The organism is Halomicrobium sp. HArcht3-1 (assembly GCF_058933345.1).
Genome location: NZ_JBZYDM010000012.1, coordinates 42,252 through 60,286 on the forward strand (window position 1 = coordinate 42,252; position 18,035 = coordinate 60,286).

Sequence of the window (18,035 nt, forward strand, 5' to 3'; positions counted from 1 at the left end):
TTGCCGCACAGTCGGTGGCAGTACACCCAGCATCTGTTCCGTAGTTACTTGGGCTGTCGATTAAGCGTGTCGCCGAGTAGCTCACGATAGAGCGCCAGATACTCTCGTGCGGTCACCGCCACATCGAAGTGCTCCTCCGCGTGGGCGACGGCCGCCGCTCCGAGGGTGTCTGCGGTGTCACCGTCTACGATCCAACACATCGCGTCTGCCAGGGCACGTTCGTCGCCCGGCGGGACGACCGGGGAGTCCACGACGACGCCCTCGACACCGGCGATGTCGGTCACGATGGGTGCCACTCCTGCCGCCATCGCTTCGAGGAGGGTCACGGGCAGTCCCTCCTGGATCGACGAGAGGACGAAGATGTCGGCCCATGCGTAGTACGCTTCGACCGACGCTACGTGGCCTGTCAGTGTGACGTGGTCGGCGAGCCCACGCTGGGCGACGAGCGATTCGAGCTGGTCGAACAGCGGGCCGTCGCCGACGAGACAGAGGTGGCTGTCTGGATACGTCTCGACGACACGGCTCATCGCAGCGATCAGCACGTCATGTGCCTTCGGCGGAACACAGCGCCCAACCGAGAGGAATCTGGGGCCGTCCGTCGCCGGCCCTACGTCGTCAGAATCGTGGTGATTGACGGCCTCTCGGAACGCAGTCACGTCGATCCCGTTGTAGATCGTCCGCCAGTCTGGCTCGTCGGTCGCCCCAAAGGCGTCCCTGACACCGGGCGAGACGGCGACCGTCACGTCGTCGAGCGGCCGCGTCACTCGCTCCAGCCCGCCGGTCACCCGTCGGTAGGTCTCGGGCACAGAATGTTGCGTGCTGAGGACGGCGTCGACGCCGACGACACGACCGACGACCCGCCCCAGTGTCTGTGCGTAGGGGAGGTGTGCGTGCAGCAGGTCCACATCGTCAAGCACCGCTGCCAGTCGGAACGGGAGCCGCGGATCGAGCTTCGAGGAATCGAGGCCCACGACGGTCGCACCGGCTGCCCGAAGGCGATCAGCCAGGGCGTCCTCGGGTTCGACGTGGCAGACGGTCATGTCGATGTCCGCTCCGCTCATCCCTTCGACGAGTCGGGCGACCTGCATCTCTGCGCCTGCTCGCGTCAGCGAATTGATGAGGAGACAGACGTGCATCTGCCACCTCTCCGTCGGCGTGGACAAAGAGTATTTCCCGACGTTCGTCCAACACTGTCCAATGAGCGACAGTGGCCGCGTCGCAGTCGTCGGCTTCGACGCGCTCGATTTCCGCTACCTCGATGCGTTCGCCGATCGGCTGCCCAATTTCCGTGCTGTTCGGGACCGCGGGGTCGAGGCACCGCTCGCGTCAACGTTTCCGCCGTGGACCGGCAGCGCCTGGCCGTCGCTATACACCGGGTGCCCGCCGGACGACCACGGCGTCTTCGATTTCTTCAGCCATCAGGACTGCTATCCAGACGCGGCACCGCTGGTCGCCCGGGACGACGTCCGGGCTCCCGCTCTCTGGAACTACTGTACGGAACTCGGTGACCGATCAGTCGTGGTGAACGTCCCGATCACTCACCCTGCCGAGACACTCGATGGCGTCCTCGTGCCGGGGTACCTCGCTCCGGAGTCGGCCGATGGCTACCCAGCGGGCGTGCGATCGGAGCTCGACGACGCACTCGGTCGCGAGTACCGAATCTACGCCGACCGCGAACTCGACGTGGGCGAGCAGCGAACGCTGGAAAGTTACGTCGACCTCGTCGAGATGCGTCGCGACGCCGCGGCGTACTTGCTGGCAGAGCGGGAGTGGGACTTCGCGTTCGTCCAGGTACAAAAGACAGACACGGTGGTCCACGACTTCGACGATGATGAGGCGTTCCGTCGGGTCTACGAGGCGGCCGACGAGGTACTGGGTGCTGTTCGAGCGCAGTTGACGCCCGAGGACACGCTGTTGGTCTGTTCTGATCACGGCATCGGCCCGACCGACGGCTACACGATCTACGTCAACGAGCTTCTGAGCGAGGCGGGGCTGCTCTCGACTACCAGCGGCAACACTGTCCCGGCACTGGGCGACCGGAAAGCGGACCTCGTCGCTCCCGACGATTCGAGTGGCGTGACTGCGTCGCTCCCCCACCGGACAGTCACTCGTCTTGCCAGTGTCGGCGAACGTGTCGGACTGACGCCGTCTCGCGTCCACGGGGCAGCCGCGACGCTCGGCCTCGGCGAGACACTGGCGTCGTTGCTCCCCGAGGCGACGAAAGCAGCGATGAGTGATGGGGTCGACTGGGCACAGTCACAGGCGTACTGCCGGAGTGCGCCAGAGCTCGGGGTTCGATTGAACGTTCGGGGCCGGGAGCCTGCGGGCGTCGTCGACCCAGACGATTACGAGCGCGTTCGTGACCACGTGATCGAAGTCCTCAACGGTGCCAGCACGCCGGATGGCGAACCGGCCTTCGAAGCAATCGAACCACGCGAAGCGTACTACGGTGGGCCGTACACGGAACTGGCCTGCGACGTGTTGGTCGTCCCTTCGGACATGAACAACACGCTGTCGACACGCCTGTACGGCGACACCTACGCTGCGGTAGATCACCACGACCACAAGACCACCGGCGTGTTCTTGGCGACGGGAGCTCAGATTTCGGAGACAGTGGCGGATCTCTCGGTGCTCGACGTGGCACCGATCGTGATGCACACACTGGGCCACGCCGTCCCCCAGCGAATGGCTGGGACAGTGCCATCACAACTGGTCGACGGGCCGGTCGAACGCACCGACTACGGGACAGTGCCGTACGCGGCTGGCGACGGCGCGGCTGCCGGTACGGCCGTGACGGAACGACTCGAAGATCTCGGTTATCGTTGATCTTGGACCCGGTCTGGATCAGCGCCGACGTGGTCAGCGAGCGAGCGGGCAGTGCGGGCGAGGCCGTCATCGAGCGTGACCGTCGGCTCCCAGTCGAGAGAGCGGCGCGCTTTCGTGAGGTCCGGACAGCGTCGCTTCGGGTCGTCTTCCGGTAACGACTCGTAGACCACCTCGGCGTCCGTCTCGACGACCCGTCTGATCCGGGTCGCCAGTTCGTTGATCGTCACTTCGTTGTCCTTACCGACGTTGACCACGTCTCCCTTCAGGCTCTCGGCGTCCATCACGCTGCGCAGTCCGGCGACGGTGTCCGTGACGTAACAGAAGCTTCGCGTCTGCGTCCCATCGCCGTAGATCGTGATGTCCTCGTCACGCAGCACCTGCGAGAGGAACGTCGGGACGACACGCCCGTCCGACGGACGCATCCGCGGCCCGTAGGTGTTGAAGATCCGCGCCGTCCGAACGTCGAGATCGTACTTTTTGAGGTACGCGACCGTCAGCGTCTCACCGAACCGTTTCGACTCGTCGTAACAGCCCCGCGGCCCCCTGATGTTGACGTTGCCGGTGTACGTTTCGGGCTGCGGGGTGACCTCTGGGTCGCCGTACACCTCACTGGTGCTCGCGTACAGCATCCGGGCGTCACACTCGCGGGCGTGATCGAGGAGGTAGCGCGTCCCTTCGGTGTTTGTCAGTGCGATCTGGACGGGAAACTCGGTGAAGTCGTCGGGCGACGCACGCGACGCCAGGTGGTAGATGCGGTCTACTTCGGGCAGTTCCGGGTTCGTCCGGATGTCTGCCACGACGACGCTGAAGCGCTCCTCACCGCGGAGATGCTCGACGTTCGACTCCCGGCCGCTCCCGAAGTTGTCGACACAGACGACTTCCTTCCCGGCGTCGAGCAACGCGTCACAGAGGTGGCTCCCGAGGAAGCCACCACCGCCTGCGACGATTGCCGATTCAGTCATGCGCTCTCTCCACTCGCCGATCTCGGTAGGAACGGATTACTCGGCATAATGGCTAAGTACATATACTTGTTAGTGACCACAATGGCTCTGAAGTACTTGATTACTGGTGGTGAAGGTTTTATAGGCTATCATCTCTCTCGAAAACTCGCCGATGCTGGGAACGCCGTTCTGACCTACGACGCACAGAACCACTATCTACCCTCGGCAGAGACGTACTGGCACACCTACTCACAGTATCGATCGGATGAACTGGACGAACTCGACGGCGTCGAGCGGGTCCGCGGTGACGTGACGAATCGAGGCCGATTGCGAGAGACGATCGAGTCGTTCGATCCGGACGTAATCGTTCACCTGGCCGCTCTGCCGCTGGCGACGGTCGCCGACGACGACCCAGAGATCGCCCAGCGTGACATCTTCGATACGATATACACGCTGTTAGACACTGTCAGAGCGGCAACGGTCGAACTCGATCGACTCGTCTACATCTCTTCGAGTATGGTCTACGGACACTTCGAAAAAGACGACGACGGCGAAGTCATCCCCGCCAGTGAGGAGTCACGATGTGAACCGACGAACGTCTACGGGAGCCTAAAACTTGCGGGAGAACAGGTCGTCAAGGCCTTCGAAGAACAGTTCGACATCTCTTATACTACGATCCGTCCATCGGCCGTCTACGGACCGACCGACTGCAACAGGCGAGTGAGCGAAATCTTCGTCACGGAAGCACTGAAAGGCAATCGACTCCGACTTGACAACGGCGGCACGCAGGAACTCGATTTCACGTACGTCGGAGATCTCGTCGACGGTATCGCGCTGGCCGCGACCGCCGACGTGGCCGTAAACGAAACGTACAACCTAACACGTGGCGAGGGACGGACGATCCGAGAACTGGCGAGTGTGATCAAGCAGTACGTTCCCGGCGTCGAAACCTATGAGTACGATAATCCCACCGGGCGGCCTCGACGCGGGCAACTCGACATCTCGAAGGCCAGGGAACAGCTGGGCTACGAACCGACGTACTCGCTCGAACGGGGAATGAAAACCTACGTCGAGTTCGTCCGATCACAGGGAGTGGGTGAGTGAGATGCAGGGTGGGTGGAGACGATGACCGATCGCGACGACCTCTGGCTGTTCAAATCGCACATCGACGGTGACGATATCGACGCCGTCACCGAGGTGCTCGAACGAGGGACGTGGGTGGCGAAAGGCGACGAGATCGACGCGTTCGAACGACACATCGCCGATCGAACCGGTACCGAGTACGCGACTGCACTGAACTCGGGGACCTCTGCGCTGTACGCAGTCTTCGAGTGTCTCGGCGTCCGTGGGCGGGAGGTGATCGTCCCCTCCTTTACTTTCCCGGCAACGGCCAACGCCGTCGTCGCTGCAGGTGGCGATCCGGTGTTCGCCGACATCGAACCGGATTCGCTGGGGCTCGATCCAGACGACGTGGCCCGAAAGATCACCGACCGGACCGCTGCGATCGTCCCGATCCACTTCGCCGGCGATGTCTGTGCGGAGATCGACGCGCTCAGTGCACTCGCCGACGACCACGACATCGCGCTGATCGAGGATGCGGCCCACTCACTTGGTGCGACTCTCGACGGTCGGCCGGTCGGTTCCTTCGGTGATGCGGCGACGTTCAGCTTCGCATTCAACAAACTGTTAACGACCGGTGAAGGCGGCATGGTCGTGACGGATTCTTCGGAGCTGAAGGCTGACCTCGATCTGTTCCGTTCACAAGGCAAATCGAGCGACGGAGCGTTCGTCACGTGGGGTCACAACCTGATGCCGTCGTCGTTTACTGCGGCGCTCGGCTGTTCACAGGCGGAGAAACTCGATTGGATGATCGAGCGTCGCCGGGAGATGGCTGCCTATCTCAACGACCAGCTGGCCGGCGTCGACCGGGTCCAGTGTCCGGTGTTTCCACCCGAGCGCGACAGCGTGTATCAACTCTACAACGTCCGGCTCGACGACCCTGAGACACGGGACGGTCTCGCGGATTTCCTCGCAGACCGCGGGATTCCGACACGTGTGACCTACGACCCGGTCCATCTCACTCCCTACTACACCGAGGAGTGGGGTTGGCAACCGGGTGACTTCCCGGTGACCGAGCGAGTCTCGGATCGCATCCTCACGCTCCCGTTTCACCTGGACCTCGACGAGTCGAACCTGGACCGAATCTCGACTGCCATCCGCGAATACTTCGGTTACGACAGGCCATGAGCGCCGACGCCTACACCAGTAGTCGAGGATGACATAGAGATGTTCGAACCGTACACACCAAGAAATTTTGTCAGGGCGCTGAGTAATCCGGCGCTGGTCAAGCGCCACTGTAGGCATCGGTTGTACGATCTCAACAACTGGTACTTCCTCAGGCGACACGGGACCGGCATCGATTACATGGCAGAGGACTGGGACACGCTGCTCGTCCTCGATGCCTGTCGATACGACGCGTTCCTCGATCGCAACTGGCTCGATGGGCACACCGAGTCCCGGATCGCACCCTCGTCAACGAGTCCGCAGTTCATCGACGCGACCTTTAGCGGTGGTCCCTATCACGATACGGTGTACGTCTCTGCCAATCCGTTCGTCGAACGGATCGAGGAAGGGTTACTTCACGCCAGACATCACCTCGTCGACGAGTGGGACGAGGAACTGAAGACTGTGCCACCGGAGGCCGTCGCCGATGCGGCCAGACGCGCCCACGAGCGCTATCCGAACAAGCGTCTGGTCGTCCACTTCATGCAACCGCACAAACCGTATCTCGGGCCGATGGGCGACCGGTTTCGAGACCTCGATATCGTCTCGAACGTCGGCTTCGAACCCTCGATCACCGACGGGACTGACGACAGCGACGGCGATGGAAATCTCTGGGACGCCGCACGGCGACCCGATTCGCCGGTATCACGAGACGACATCCGGCAGGCGTACGACGAGTCGTTGGACATCGTGCTCGAACACGTCGAAGCACTCCTTCCAGATCTCGACGGTAAGACCGTCGTCTCGGCGGACCACGGCGAGTTACTCGGCGACCGGGTAACGCCGCTGACGAAACGCGAGTACAGTCACTTCAACTGGATCTACTGCACCGAACTCCGGAAGGTGCCGTGGTTCGTCGTCGAGGGCGATGGACGGCGTGAGATCGTCAGCGACCCTCCGGTCGGCGAGACTGACGTGGCCGACGACGTGGTCAACGACCGACTGGCAGCACTGGGGTACAGAGAGCGAATCGAATAACGAGCAGCACGTTTTTTGTACGGGGTGGTGGTGGATCAACCAGTAGCATGGAGTCTTCCCAGATCACCTGCGCGAACTGCGGTGCCACCATCGAGGCCGAATGGGAGTTCTGTCCCGAGTGTGGAATCGAGGCGAAGGCGGCGGCGACGTTCTCGTATCCGATCGACGACAAGGAGAGTGACTGGTACGACGACTACTCGGCGAACTTCACGGACCCGTGGATCACGAAGTGGCTCTCGGTCTGGTACCGGGCACGCGAACCGATCCGGCGATCCGATGTCGAGTCCGTCGTCGAGTTCGGCCCCGGTCGCGGGATCACCGGCGCGCTGATCGAACACTTCGAACTCGACTACACGAGCGTCGATGTCGACGCAGTCCACTACCGCCCGGACGTACAGGCGAACATTCTGGCGTACGATCCGGATCGAACCTTCGATATGGTGTGTGGGTTCCAGATGCTCCAGCACGTCCCGCTCGACGAACTCGCCCCTCGGCTGGAGCGGTTCGCCGAGCTCGCCGAGCGGTACGTGTACGTTTCTGTCCCGTACAGCGGCCGCTGGATCGGCGGCCTGACGAACGCGAACGCGCCCGGGATGCACTTCAACAGACCGTTCTGCCGGACGTGGACACGGATCGATCGACCCGATCGGGATGTCGAAGCGCTCAAAGAGCGACCGGATTCACACTCGCCACACTACTGGGAGGTCGGCGACGAGGGACTCGACAGGGCCGACTTTCGCGACCGGCTCCGAGACGCCGGCCTCTCGGTCCGTGAGGAGTTTCACAATCCGGTCCACCCGTATCACCTCTTTTATCTCGCGACAGTCCCCGATCGGTAGTCCGCGACGAGTTCGGTGTACAGCGACTCGTACTGGTCCGTGATCCGGTCCCACGTATAGGCGTTCTCGACTGTCTCGACGCCGTTCTCGACCAGACGCTGGCGGAGTGCCGGCGAATCACGGACCCGAGTCATCTGGGTCGCGAGGCTCCCCGGGTCGCCGCGCGCGGCCTGCAACGCGTCGTGATCGTGTTCGGTGACGTTCCTGCTACCGGCGGCATCGGTCGTGATCAGCGGCGTCTCTGCCGCCATCGCCTCGATGTTGACGAACCCGAACGTCTCCATGAGCGAGGGGAACACCGTCGCGTCGGTCGCCTTGTAGAGTCTGATCACGTCGGCGGGTGGGAGACGGTAGACGGCACCGTCCGCCGTCGGTTCGACTTCGCCGGGGAAGTACACGCGGTCGGCGATCCCGAGCTCGCGCGCCTGTTGGGCCAGCGGGTCGGTGTCCTGGCCGACGAAGACGACACAGCACTCCTCGTCGCGCTCGTCGAGCAGGGCGGTGGCTTCGACGAGCGTCGGGAACCCCTTCTTCGGGTGGTTCCGACCGACCGTGAGGAACGCGAACGTGTCCTGTGGGATCCCGAAACGGTCCCGGACCGACGCTTCGTCGGCCTTCACCCCTCGGAACCGTTCGATATCGACCGCACAGCCGATCACCTCGACGGTCGACTCGTCCATGCCGGCGGCGACGCAGTCCGGGACGACCGACTCGGTCAGCGCGATCATCCGGTCGCACTTGGTCGCGTACTCCCTGATGAACCGATCGTATGCCGGGTCGAGACGGACGCCGTAGTCGATCGCTTCGAACGTCTGGATGTCCTCGCCGCCGGTGCGGACGACGACCGGGACATCGTGTTTCTCGCCGAAGTTCGCGAGCAACGCGCCGGTCGGGTACGCCCCGAACGTCTGCCAGAGATCGATGTCGTACAGCTTCGTGACGGCTCGAAAGTACGCGTTTTGTGCGGCCAGAAAGCCGGGCCACTCGTGGATCGCACTGTACTGTTTCGGAGGAAGTGGCCGGATCGGGTAGGGAAACTTCTCACGGTCCGAGCGGAGGCGGCGCCAGTGGTCGAACGAGGGGAACACGAGAACGCGATGCCCACGTTTGCGGAGCTGGACGGCGAGGTTGTGGAGCGTGATCTGCGTGCCGCCGATGTCGGGAAAGAAAGACGAGGTGGCGATTGCGATAGTCAGCGACTCGTCTGTGGGACTCATCCGGATAGCTTGTACCGATTGTAACAGCGTCGTCAGGTATATCTCTCACGGTTCGCTACATCGCGGTGAGCACTGACCAGATGACCGTCCCACGCGTCTGCTTCGTCGCACTGCCACTGTACGGCTATGTCAGGCCGGATCAGGCGGAGACGCCGGGCGGTGCGGAACGGCAGCTACACCTTCTCACGCGGCGACTCTCTGACGATTTCGACGTCCACGCCGTCGTCGGCGACTATGGCCAGCCACTCCGCGAGTCGATCGACGGTGTCGATTACCACCGGGCATACACACCTGACCCAGACGCCGGAGTTGCCGACCAACCTAAACGATTTGTCGCTCTCGCTCGGGCGATGATGCGAGCCGATTCCGACGTGTACGTTTACCGCGGCCATCCGCGGAAGGCCGCCGTCGTCGCGACCGTCGCGAGGCTGCTGGGCCGTGACTGGGTGTACAATGTGGCTAACGATACGAACGTCACCGAGCAGCGGGATGGATTGGGTGCGCCACGCAGGTGGCTGTTCGATCGCGGTATCGAGCGTGCTAGTGCCGTGATCGCCCAAACGCCCAAGCAGCGGTCACTGGTGGCCGAGCAGTACGGCGTCTCGGTGACGGTCGTCCCCAACGGCTATCCTCCGGTCCCAGAGACGGAACGGCTGGACTACGACGAACGAACGTTCGTACTCTGGGTCGGACGGACCGACGCCGATCAGAAGCGGCCGCACATCTATCTCGACCTGGCCGAGCGTCTTCCCGACCACGAGTTCGTCATGCTGGCGCTCGAAGGCGAGGACCCGGACTACCACGACCGCATCACTGACCGTGCAGCGAGTCTCGACAACGTTCGTTTCCCCGGTGCGGTTCACCCTGACGCAGTCCACGACTACTACAAGAGGGCAATGCTGCTCGTCAACACCTCTGCCTACGAGGGCTTTCCGAATACGTTCCTCGAAGCGGGACGGTACGGGACGCCGGTCGTCAGCCTCGACATCGATCCCGGCCGGTTCTACGAGGAGACCGATGGGTTCGCGTCTGGATCGTTCGCGACATTGGTCTCACTCGTCGACCGCTACGCGACCGACGCCCCGGTCCGTCGAGACGCCGGCCGGCGTGCGCTCGCGACGTTCGACGAGCGGTACAGGATCGACGCCGTCACCGACCAGTACGCCACCGTCCTCAGGTCGGTCTAACTGGTCATCCGGCCGGTCACCATCTCGACGAACCTGTCGACGAAGCTTCTGCGTGCCGATTCCCCGACGAGATACCGGCGGTAGCGTTCCTGTGCGGTGCGGGCGATCGCACGTCGTCGTTCGTTGTCAGCGAGTGTCGCTTCGATGGTTTCGGCCAGTTCCGTGAGGTCCCAGTCGACGGCGACCATCGTCTCGCCGGCCTCGTACACCGGCGGCCAGGTCTCGACGTGGTCCATCCGTGGTTTGACGAGTGTCGCACCTGCGAGGAACCCCTCGAAATCCCGATAGCACGGTTCCCCCCAGCCAAACGGCGAGACGACGAGACGAGCGTCTCGAAGCTCCTGCCAGTAGGCTCGCCGTCCGACGAACTCGGTGTCTGCATACTCGTCTACGATCTCGGCTGCACGCTTGCGCTGGAACGTGACCGTCGCACGGTCGTACTCCGTCGCAAATCGACCCGACACGTCGGTCGACCGCTCGGCGTCGGGTGCGGTCCAGTGACCCGACCGGCAAAAGTACCGCTCCCAGGGGAGCCGTGAAACCGCCTCCGGCGGGAGGACCTTCGAGAGCCGATACGTCACCGGCATCCACGGCGAGTAGTCGACGAGACCGAAATTCCACGAGACCCGCAGTTTCGACAGTGCGTTCTCGTCGATGGGGTCCATCCTGGACTCGTCGTCGTCGGTAATGCCGTACGTCTCGTGGTAGTAGTCGGTAAAGAGCCGGTGTCCGTACAGCGGCCGAGTGTACTCACTGCGGTCGGCCAGGAGTTGGCTCTTGTAGTAGCCGTCGACGAATGGTAGGACGGCTGTTTGTAGGTGGCCAGTGCTGTCGGAGTTGTCGACCCATAGTAGCCGCTGTACATCGTCGTCGAATCGCGAAAGCGCGTCAGGAACTATCTGTTTGCCGTCCCACGCGTCGAGGTAGTATTTGCTGTCGACGATGAGCACGTCAGTCGGTGTCGCCGCTACGTCGTCGTCACAGAGCCTGAGATCGAACCCCCGTCGCTCGATGTCCGAGCGATAGCGCAGTATCGGAAACAGGAACGCTCGGCCGTTCAACGTCGTGATTCCGTCCGTCAGGACGGTCACCTCCGTCATCGCTGCGAGCTACAGTTGGCACCCAGTTAACTCATTGGGCTCACGTGCCAACACAAATCCCGATGCTCCAGTGGCGACCGGTGACCGCTTGCCAGCCGAATCCGACGTTGCCGTCGACCGCACACCGCCACCGGCCGTCGACGTGGTGGGCATCGAGGTGGTGCATACAGCCACTGTTCCAGCCCAGTCCTCCCGCCGGTTCGAGAACGGGTGACCACTCTGTCTCCGCGTCTCGATAGCGACGTTCGGACACCGTCGCTCGGTAGGCTCGTAGCTGTTGTCCGTATCGTTCAGTCGAGTCCTGCAAGAACAGATAGACAGTCTCGCGCTCGTCGTCGACGATGGGACGCCCACCCGGTCGATAGGCCGCTCGGTCGCTCACGATTGGGTTCTTCGGATGGGGATGCCACGTCCCGCCCACAAGCCGATCCGCGTAGTAACATCTCATCGCCTCGTCAGTCTCGTCGGCGACGAACAGCCACCATCGGCTGTCGTGTCTGAAGACGACAGGATCGTGGGCCGCGTACGCCGGTGTGAGCAGGTCCGCGACGGGCTTCCACTCTGTCGGGAACGCCGTCGCTCGATAGAGCGTGACACGGCTCCCTCCCGGCGGGTCCTGATCTGGCAGCATGTAGTACGACCCTTCGCACTCGAAGATGTAGGGGAAGGCAAGGTGAAAACCCATGTCGAGGACAACTCGGTCGTAGGCCCACTGTCGACCGTCGGTGCTCGTCGCGTGACCGATCACTGCCGGTGGATCGCGATCGCTGTTTGCGACCTCGAAAAAAAGGTGCCACTCGTTGTCGACCCGAATGATGAACGGGTCGGCGACGAATTCTACCGCGCCGTAATCGGTCACGTCGTGGGCCGTCAACACGGGGTTCTCTGCGGCCGGATCGGGAACGACGGCCGTCGGGATCCCCTCCGGCGCTGTCTCGGCTTCGGGACCGCCACCACTGCGGTCGGTACCAACACGACGAGTCCGCTCGGTGAGGTGAGCCAACTTCGCGGGGAGCCCGCGATGAAGTACTTCGCCGGCCGTCCAGGCGAGTCGGTCAACGTAGGGCAACGACCGTAGGAACGGGCGGATTTTCCGAGCCACAGTCGTCACTCGCACCACCGCCATATGTCGTTTTCTCTCGATATGACGGACGAATTTAAATACCTCCCTCTCCCTACCACCGGTACGATGGGTGAGATCCCGGGTGGCTACTGGCGACTCCTTTCGCACGATCCCGGCCCACGCCGTGTCGATGCCGACGGAACGACGGCGTACGTGTTCGGCACACCGATCGTGACCGAGGGCACGCTCTCGGCGCTCCTGTCGGCGTCTCCTCCACAGATCGCCACCAGCCTCGATGGGGAGTTTCTCCTCGTACTCGACCGCGGCAGCGAGGTGGTCGTCGTCACTGACCGCTACGGGTCGATCCCATGTTTTTATGCGGTACTGGACGACGAGGTGGTGCTCGCTCGTGACTACGTGTTGCTGTGGGATGCCCTCCGAACGCGGGGCGAACTCGTCGTCGACACCACCGCGTTCTACGAGTTCTTCCGCTTGCAACGGCTGATTGGCGACCGGACCTTCGAGGAGCGAAGCGTCGCTGTCCCACCGGCGAGCGCTCTCCGATTCTCGTCCGACTGCTCCACGCCGGAACGTCGGCGGTACTGGCATCCCGATCCCCAGAAACGCGACCTGTCGCCGAGAGAGTGGGGCCATCGGCTCGCCACACGACTTCGGACTGCAATCGACCGCCGGACTCGTCCCGGTGGGGACTACGCCCTCCTCTTGAGTGGCGGGCTCGATTCCCGAGCGCTGCTTGGGGCGTTTCCCGACGACCGAACGCCGACCTGCGTGACGGTCGCCCACGAACGGAACAACGAGGTCGAGGTAGCTACACAGCTTGCCGCCGCCGCCGACGCGGAGCACGTCTTCGTCGAGCGCGACGCCGACTTCTACGAGTCGAACCTTGCGCGCGCCGTCCGCGTCGGCGGCGGAATGTACGCCTTCGACCACGCCCACTTCTTCGGACTCGCAGACCGCCTCGACTACGACGGTGTATTTCACGGCCACGGACTCGACTACCTCTTTCAGGGGATGTACCTGCCGACGTGGCGGCCGTCGGTCGCTGGCCATCCAACCTACGTCGAGCGGCTCCCAGACCCACCGGACGACGTACCTACGTCGTATCTCGCCGACGTAAGCTACCAGTTGACCGACGACACGCCTGCTGAGGTGGTGCATCCCGACCGACGACAGACACTCGACGACCGCGTCGAGTCGTCGCTCCGCCGTGTGCTCGCCGATGCACCGAGCGGGATCGACGGCTTCGATGCCTGGGACTACCTGCACGTGAGCCACCAGTTCCGCCATTACACGCATCTCAACGTCCTCTCGATGACGGGATTCCACCAGCGGACGGCTGCCTTCGATCGGGGCCTGATCGAACTGTTCTGGTCGATGCCAGCAGCGGCTCGTGTCAGTGGACGAGCGTTCAAGCGGGCGATCGAACGGCTCTCGCCGGCGCTGTTCGACGTTCGGAACGCGAACACGAACCTCCCGCTGGATCACTCCGGCATTCGCCAGACTGCGAGAGCCTCCTGGCACGCACTTACTCGACGCGTGCCGGGGCTGCCACAGACGCACTCCTATCCCGGTCCGGACGACGGTTCGTGGCCCAGCCGTGACGCGCTCGTTCGCGAGCGGGCGGGGCTGCGCTCGCGTGCGCTAACACTCGGTGATTCGGCCAGGCTCGATCGACTCGGCGTGTTCGACACCGACGCCGTCGCGAAGACCGTCACGGCCCATCTCGCCGGTGACATCGACGCCGGTGCCGGGATCGTAACGCTGCTGACGATCGACGAGTTCCTGCGACAGGGAGGGCTTCCCGAATGAACGTCCTCGTCGTCTCCAGCAAGTATCCACCCGAGTACGCCGGCTCTGGCTACCGCGCGCACAACACCTACCGTCGTCTCGCCGAAAGGTACGACCTGGATTTCGAGGTCGTGTGTAACGCCGTCGAGTCTGGACAGAGCGGGCGGTACGAGCAGGACGGCGTCCCGGTTCAGCGAATCGTCTCGAGGTTGCAACACCTCGCCAGACGCGACTATCCGCTCGATCTACTGAACAGAGGCACACGCGCACTCCAGTGGTACGCCGAGGCTGCACGTACCTGGCGGGTGCTCAACCGTCGCGAGTTCGACGTGGTTCACACGTTCGGGCACTCGGCGTCGACCGCGACGGCACAGCTGTGGTGTCGGTCGAACGACGTGGGGCTGGTGACCGAAATGGTCAATTTCGGTGAGGAACCCGACCAGTACCTCCCGCTGTTCGGGCGCGTACTCGACCTCGACCTGTCGAGACAGACCGTCGTCGTCGCCATCTCGGCACACCTCGGCCGGCGTTGTGCCCGCCGCGGACTGACCGAGAATGTCTGGGTCCGGCCCAACCCGGTCGAAGAAGCCCGATTTAATCCAGACGTGTTCGCTGCCGACCAGTCGCCGGCCGCCCTGACGATGTTCGACGCCGACGACACGATTCTCCTCTACGTCGCGTACTTCAAACCGCGCAAGCACCATCGATTTCTCGTCGACGCCGTCGCCGAACTCCCCGACGAGTACAAACTCGTCCTCGCCGGGCCGGTCGACGACGATGGAGCGAACGCCGATCGGGACCGTAGATTGGTCGAGTCCGTCCGCGACCGGATCGAGGAACGCGGTGTCGGCGATCGAGTCGATCTACAGGTCGGCTTCGTGAACATGGCCGAGTACCTCTCTATAGCCGACGTGTTCTGTTTCCCGGCGACCGGTGAAGCGATGGGAACGCCGCTGTTGGAGAGCATCTGCTCGGGCGTGCCAGTGGTCGCGACTGCCGGTGAGCCGAGTTTCCAGGAGTGGATCGAAGATGAGAAAAACGGTGCTCTCGCATCGCACGATGCACGACAGTGGGCTGACGCCGTCGAACGTGTTGCCAGTATCGACGACGAACAGCGTACGGAGATGGCGACGACGCTGCTCGACACCGTCTCCAACCGAGTCATCGACGAGCAGTACTATCGACTACTCGAAGCGGTGTCTGAGTGCAGTCCTGGGGAGACGATCAGTGTTGCAAACGTCCTCGGGGTGTCGGATTGACCGTCTCACACCCGTCGAGATAGTCGCTCACCGAGCCCGGACGACGAACTGCTTCGCGTTCGCTTCACGTTCCATCGTCTCGACGATGTTCTCCCAGTCGCTCACACTCGCCCAGTCGCCAGTCGAGTCGCGGTGATCGACGATGTCGAGCTCGTAGCCGAACGAGGTGAGCAACTCGAACACGTCGTCGGGTGTCGAGTCGAAGACGGGCAGTCCGCGATCGCCCGGGATCTCATAGGGGTGGATCTCTACGAACAGCAGCGGGTGTCTCTCGTCGAGTGTCGCTCGCATCCCTCGAAGCGCATCGTACTCCGCGCCCTCGATATCCATCTTGACGACGTCCGGTGGCGCGTGTCTCTCGACGTAGCTGTCGATGTCGAGAGTTCCTGCCTCGCCGTCACCGACAAACGCCTGCTGGAGTGACGCCCCGGTGTCGGCGACGTTGTGATCGAGCACCGAAAAGCGGTTGGCGTCTGCCTCGAACGCGTGGACCGGCCCGCGAACGCCCGCCTGCATCGCGAGCAGGACGTAGTACCCGAACAGCGCGCCGATGTCGTAGAACACGGTCTCGGAGTCGAACGCGTCGTACAGCGCGGCGCTCAACCGAGGCTCGTACTCGCTCGTCTCTTCGACCGCGAAGCCGTGCCACGAGGGGACGCGGAGTTCGATCTCGCCGGCCGGTGACGCGCGATACGTCGGTGTGAGTCCCGTCTGCCAGCGCACGTAGTCGTGGACGTCTTCGAAGACCGTGCCACGGAGACGGTGTGTAACCGTCGTCGGGATGGCAGCGACGAGCGACGAGCGCACTGTATCGAGCAACCGACTCATAGGGGCCATTTCTGCCCGGGCGGCAAAGGTGTTACGCGGATCGGAGCGTCAGCCGTAGCGAAGGTAGCGGTCCACGTAGCTCCTGTCCGTGTGTTCAGACGCGGTTTCGATGGCCGACCACAGCGCGTCCCAGTCCACGGTCGGTCGGTTTCGCTCGTCGAAGCGCCCGTCGACCATCGCACACCGGGTCGCCAGTTCGTCCATCCGACTGGCATCGAGGTCGACGTAGCCAAAGTCGATAGCCACGACGGGGCTGGCCGTCGTGAGTGCTGTCGTGAACGTCGTCGAAAGTGGGAAATCGAAGAGGAAGAGGTCTGCTTCGTCCAGTAATGCTTCGAACGGTTCGTTCCGTATCTCGACGCCCAGTTGCTCGTGAAACGCCGCTGGTGGTGCCCGGTTGCTTCCGGGATGGGGTGTGAGTTGCACGTCGTAGCCCCACGCGTCCAGCGCACCGAGGAGGCGGGCCTGCCAGTCGATGGCGACTGGTTCCGGGAACAGCGGGAAGAGAAACCCGTTGTCGCCGGGATACTGCGTCGGCACGTAGAGGATCGTCGAGACATCGTCCGTGGTTTGCCGGCGGTGGCCAGTCTCCGCCACCGAGCCGACTAGCCCAGTTTCGTGACCCGACAGCGTCTCGAAGTCGGGCAGCGACCGGCCGGCCAGGTGTGGCCCGGCACGATCCTGATAGACTGCACGCATACCGTCGGTGAACGTGACGTATCGGTCGGCGATCGTGAAGTCGAGTAATGCCTTCGAGTACGTCTGGAGGTGGCCGACACCGGCCCCGTGGTCGTGGGCCGTCACCGTCCCACCGCGCTCGTGGACCACGTCGCGCAACGTCCGTGCCCAGACCGTTCCCGCACCGATCCAGAGGTGAGCGGGGACGAGACTGCTCGTCCGGATCCGTTCTTTGTGTCGTGCGATCATCCCGAGGCTCTGCCGGAGGACGTGCTCGAAGTGGGCACGAAGGTGTGTCGGCAGCACCTCGTCGCCTGCTGCGAAGGCCCGTTCGATCGCATGGACCGTCTCGGAGACGACCGTCTCGTCGACTGTCTCGGTCGCGGACGCGGGATCGATCGGATCGAACCACGCGTCGAGGGGAACGTACGTCACGGTCTCGTCGGCCGCTCTCGCCGCCCGCTGGATCGTACTGGTCGTCTGGATCGCGACCGCGTCGTACCGGTTCGTTCCGAGTCGACACGCCGCCAGTCCCGTCCCGTTGAGCCGTGGTGCCCACTTCAGGTTTCGGGCGACCTGTGGGACCCAGCCTTTGCTGGAGTGCTTGCCCCGACCCAGGCGTTCGAGGAGCGGTACCGCATCGGGTGCCTCACCGTGAGCGACGGGGCCGACGATGGTTGAGTCCGCCGGCAGTAACGGTTCGCAGTCTCCGGCAGTGCGCCGTGCGATCGCGTGTGCCCGATACACTGCGAGGACGTGCATCGCGACGTTGGGGTAGACCACGAACAGGTTCCGCCGCGTCGCTGCCGTCTCGTCCGGTGGGGCCAGTTCGTGCAACTGGTCGAGGAGTGCGTCACGGACGGCCAGCGACTCCGCGTGTGCGACCGGCCACGAGCGGTCGGTCCCCAGTCTCTGATCGATCGCCTTCCCATCGAGGGTCCCACCGCCGACTGTGTTGGTCACTATGAGCCGCCTGTCTCTGGCCTTTCGCGCCGATGGTATTGAGGTTGTTGCCGGCACGGCGGCG

The 18,035-nt window shown here is 63.4% G+C and carries 15 protein-coding genes; 8 read left to right on the plus strand and 7 right to left on the minus strand.

All coding sequences use genetic code 11. From position 1 onward, the window contains the following. Positions 1-44 precede the first annotated feature (44 nt). Positions 45-1,136, minus strand: a complete 1,092-nt coding sequence (locus AC5FRW_RS17140; protein ID WP_493569681.1) for a glycosyltransferase — start codon at positions 1,134-1,136, stop codon at positions 45-47. 61 nt (positions 1,137-1,197) lie between these two features. On the opposite strand from AC5FRW_RS17140, the gene AC5FRW_RS17145 reads away from it, so the two are divergent. After that, on the plus strand, positions 1,198-2,826 hold the full coding sequence (locus AC5FRW_RS17145; RefSeq protein ID WP_493569682.1) for an alkaline phosphatase family protein: 1,629 nt from the start codon (positions 1,198-1,200) through the stop codon (positions 2,824-2,826). Here the strand turns inward: AC5FRW_RS17145 and AC5FRW_RS17150 are convergent. Further along, entirely contained in the window at positions 2,817-3,788 is a 972-nt protein-coding gene (locus tag AC5FRW_RS17150) for a GDP-mannose 4,6-dehydratase (protein WP_493569683.1), read from the minus strand. The two genes, AC5FRW_RS17145 and AC5FRW_RS17150, sit on opposite strands and share 10 nt — an antisense overlap. 81 nt (positions 3,789-3,869) lie before the next feature. Between AC5FRW_RS17150 and AC5FRW_RS17155 the strand changes: the two genes are divergently transcribed. From AC5FRW_RS17155 to AC5FRW_RS17170, 4 genes are read left to right on the plus strand one after another with little or no spacing between them, the layout of a single operon-like run. Next, positions 3,870-4,871: an NAD-dependent epimerase/dehydratase family protein gene (locus tag AC5FRW_RS17155; RefSeq protein ID WP_493569684.1), complete on the plus strand. Its 1,002-nt coding sequence runs from the start codon at positions 3,870-3,872 to the stop codon at positions 4,869-4,871. A 21-nt stretch (positions 4,872-4,892) separates the two neighbouring features. Further along, the gene (locus AC5FRW_RS17160) at positions 4,893-6,014 is read left to right on the plus strand and encodes a DegT/DnrJ/EryC1/StrS family aminotransferase (protein WP_493569685.1); all 1,122 of its coding nucleotides are present in this window, start codon (positions 4,893-4,895) and stop codon (positions 6,012-6,014) included. A gap of 39 nt (positions 6,015-6,053) precedes the next feature. Then, positions 6,054-7,028 carry an alkaline phosphatase family protein gene (locus AC5FRW_RS17165; RefSeq protein ID WP_493569686.1) on the plus strand — a complete coding sequence of 325 codons (975 nt, stop codon included), beginning with the start codon at positions 6,054-6,056 and terminating at the stop codon, positions 7,026-7,028. Between the two features lie 47 nt (positions 7,029-7,075). Beyond that, positions 7,076-7,867, plus strand: a complete 792-nt coding sequence (locus AC5FRW_RS17170) for a zinc-ribbon domain-containing protein (protein WP_493569687.1) — start codon at positions 7,076-7,078, stop codon at positions 7,865-7,867. On the opposite strand, the gene AC5FRW_RS17175 is transcribed toward AC5FRW_RS17170, so the two are convergent. Then, positions 7,840-9,084 carry a glycosyltransferase family 4 protein gene (locus AC5FRW_RS17175; protein ID WP_493569688.1) on the minus strand — a complete coding sequence of 415 codons (1,245 nt, stop codon included), beginning with the start codon at positions 9,082-9,084 and terminating at the stop codon, positions 7,840-7,842. The two genes, AC5FRW_RS17170 and AC5FRW_RS17175, sit on opposite strands and share 28 nt — an antisense overlap. A 65-nt stretch (positions 9,085-9,149) precedes the next feature. Between AC5FRW_RS17175 and AC5FRW_RS17180 the strand changes: the two genes are divergently transcribed. Continuing rightward, a complete protein-coding gene (locus AC5FRW_RS17180) occupies positions 9,150-10,271 on the plus strand; it encodes a glycosyltransferase family 4 protein (protein ID WP_493569689.1) in 1,122 nt (373 codons plus the stop codon). Here the strand turns inward: AC5FRW_RS17180 and AC5FRW_RS17185 are convergent. Further along, complete coding sequence (locus AC5FRW_RS17185; protein ID WP_493569690.1) at positions 10,268-11,371, minus strand: glycosyltransferase; 1,104 nt, start codon at positions 11,369-11,371, stop codon at positions 10,268-10,270. The genes AC5FRW_RS17180 and AC5FRW_RS17185 overlap by 4 nt on opposite strands. Positions 11,372-11,411: 40 nt before the next feature. Next, positions 11,412-12,473: a glucosamine inositolphosphorylceramide transferase family protein gene (locus AC5FRW_RS17190; RefSeq protein ID WP_493569691.1), complete on the minus strand. Its 1,062-nt coding sequence runs from the start codon at positions 12,471-12,473 to the stop codon at positions 11,412-11,414. An 87-nt stretch (positions 12,474-12,560) separates the two neighbouring features. On the opposite strand from AC5FRW_RS17190, the gene AC5FRW_RS17195 reads away from it, so the two are divergent. After that, a complete protein-coding gene (locus tag AC5FRW_RS17195; RefSeq protein WP_493569692.1) occupies positions 12,561-14,264 on the plus strand; it encodes an asparagine synthase-related protein in 1,704 nt (567 codons plus the stop codon). After that, positions 14,261-15,502 carry a glycosyltransferase family 4 protein gene (locus AC5FRW_RS17200; protein WP_493569693.1) on the plus strand — a complete coding sequence of 414 codons (1,242 nt, stop codon included), beginning with the start codon at positions 14,261-14,263 and terminating at the stop codon, positions 15,500-15,502. The genes AC5FRW_RS17195 and AC5FRW_RS17200 overlap by 4 nt, the downstream gene beginning before the upstream one ends. A gap of 27 nt (positions 15,503-15,529) precedes the next feature. Here AC5FRW_RS17200 and AC5FRW_RS17205 read toward each other — a convergent pair whose 3' ends face one another. Both AC5FRW_RS17205 and AC5FRW_RS17210 read right to left on the minus strand, forming a co-directional pair. After that, the gene (locus tag AC5FRW_RS17205) at positions 15,530-16,330 is read right to left on the minus strand and encodes an FkbM family methyltransferase (RefSeq protein WP_493569694.1); all 801 of its coding nucleotides are present in this window, start codon (positions 16,328-16,330) and stop codon (positions 15,530-15,532) included. Positions 16,331-16,378: 48 nt separating this feature from the next. Continuing rightward, a complete protein-coding gene (locus AC5FRW_RS17210) occupies positions 16,379-17,971 on the minus strand; it encodes a hypothetical protein (RefSeq protein ID WP_493569695.1) in 1,593 nt (530 codons plus the stop codon). Positions 17,972-18,035: the final 64 nt, after the last annotated feature.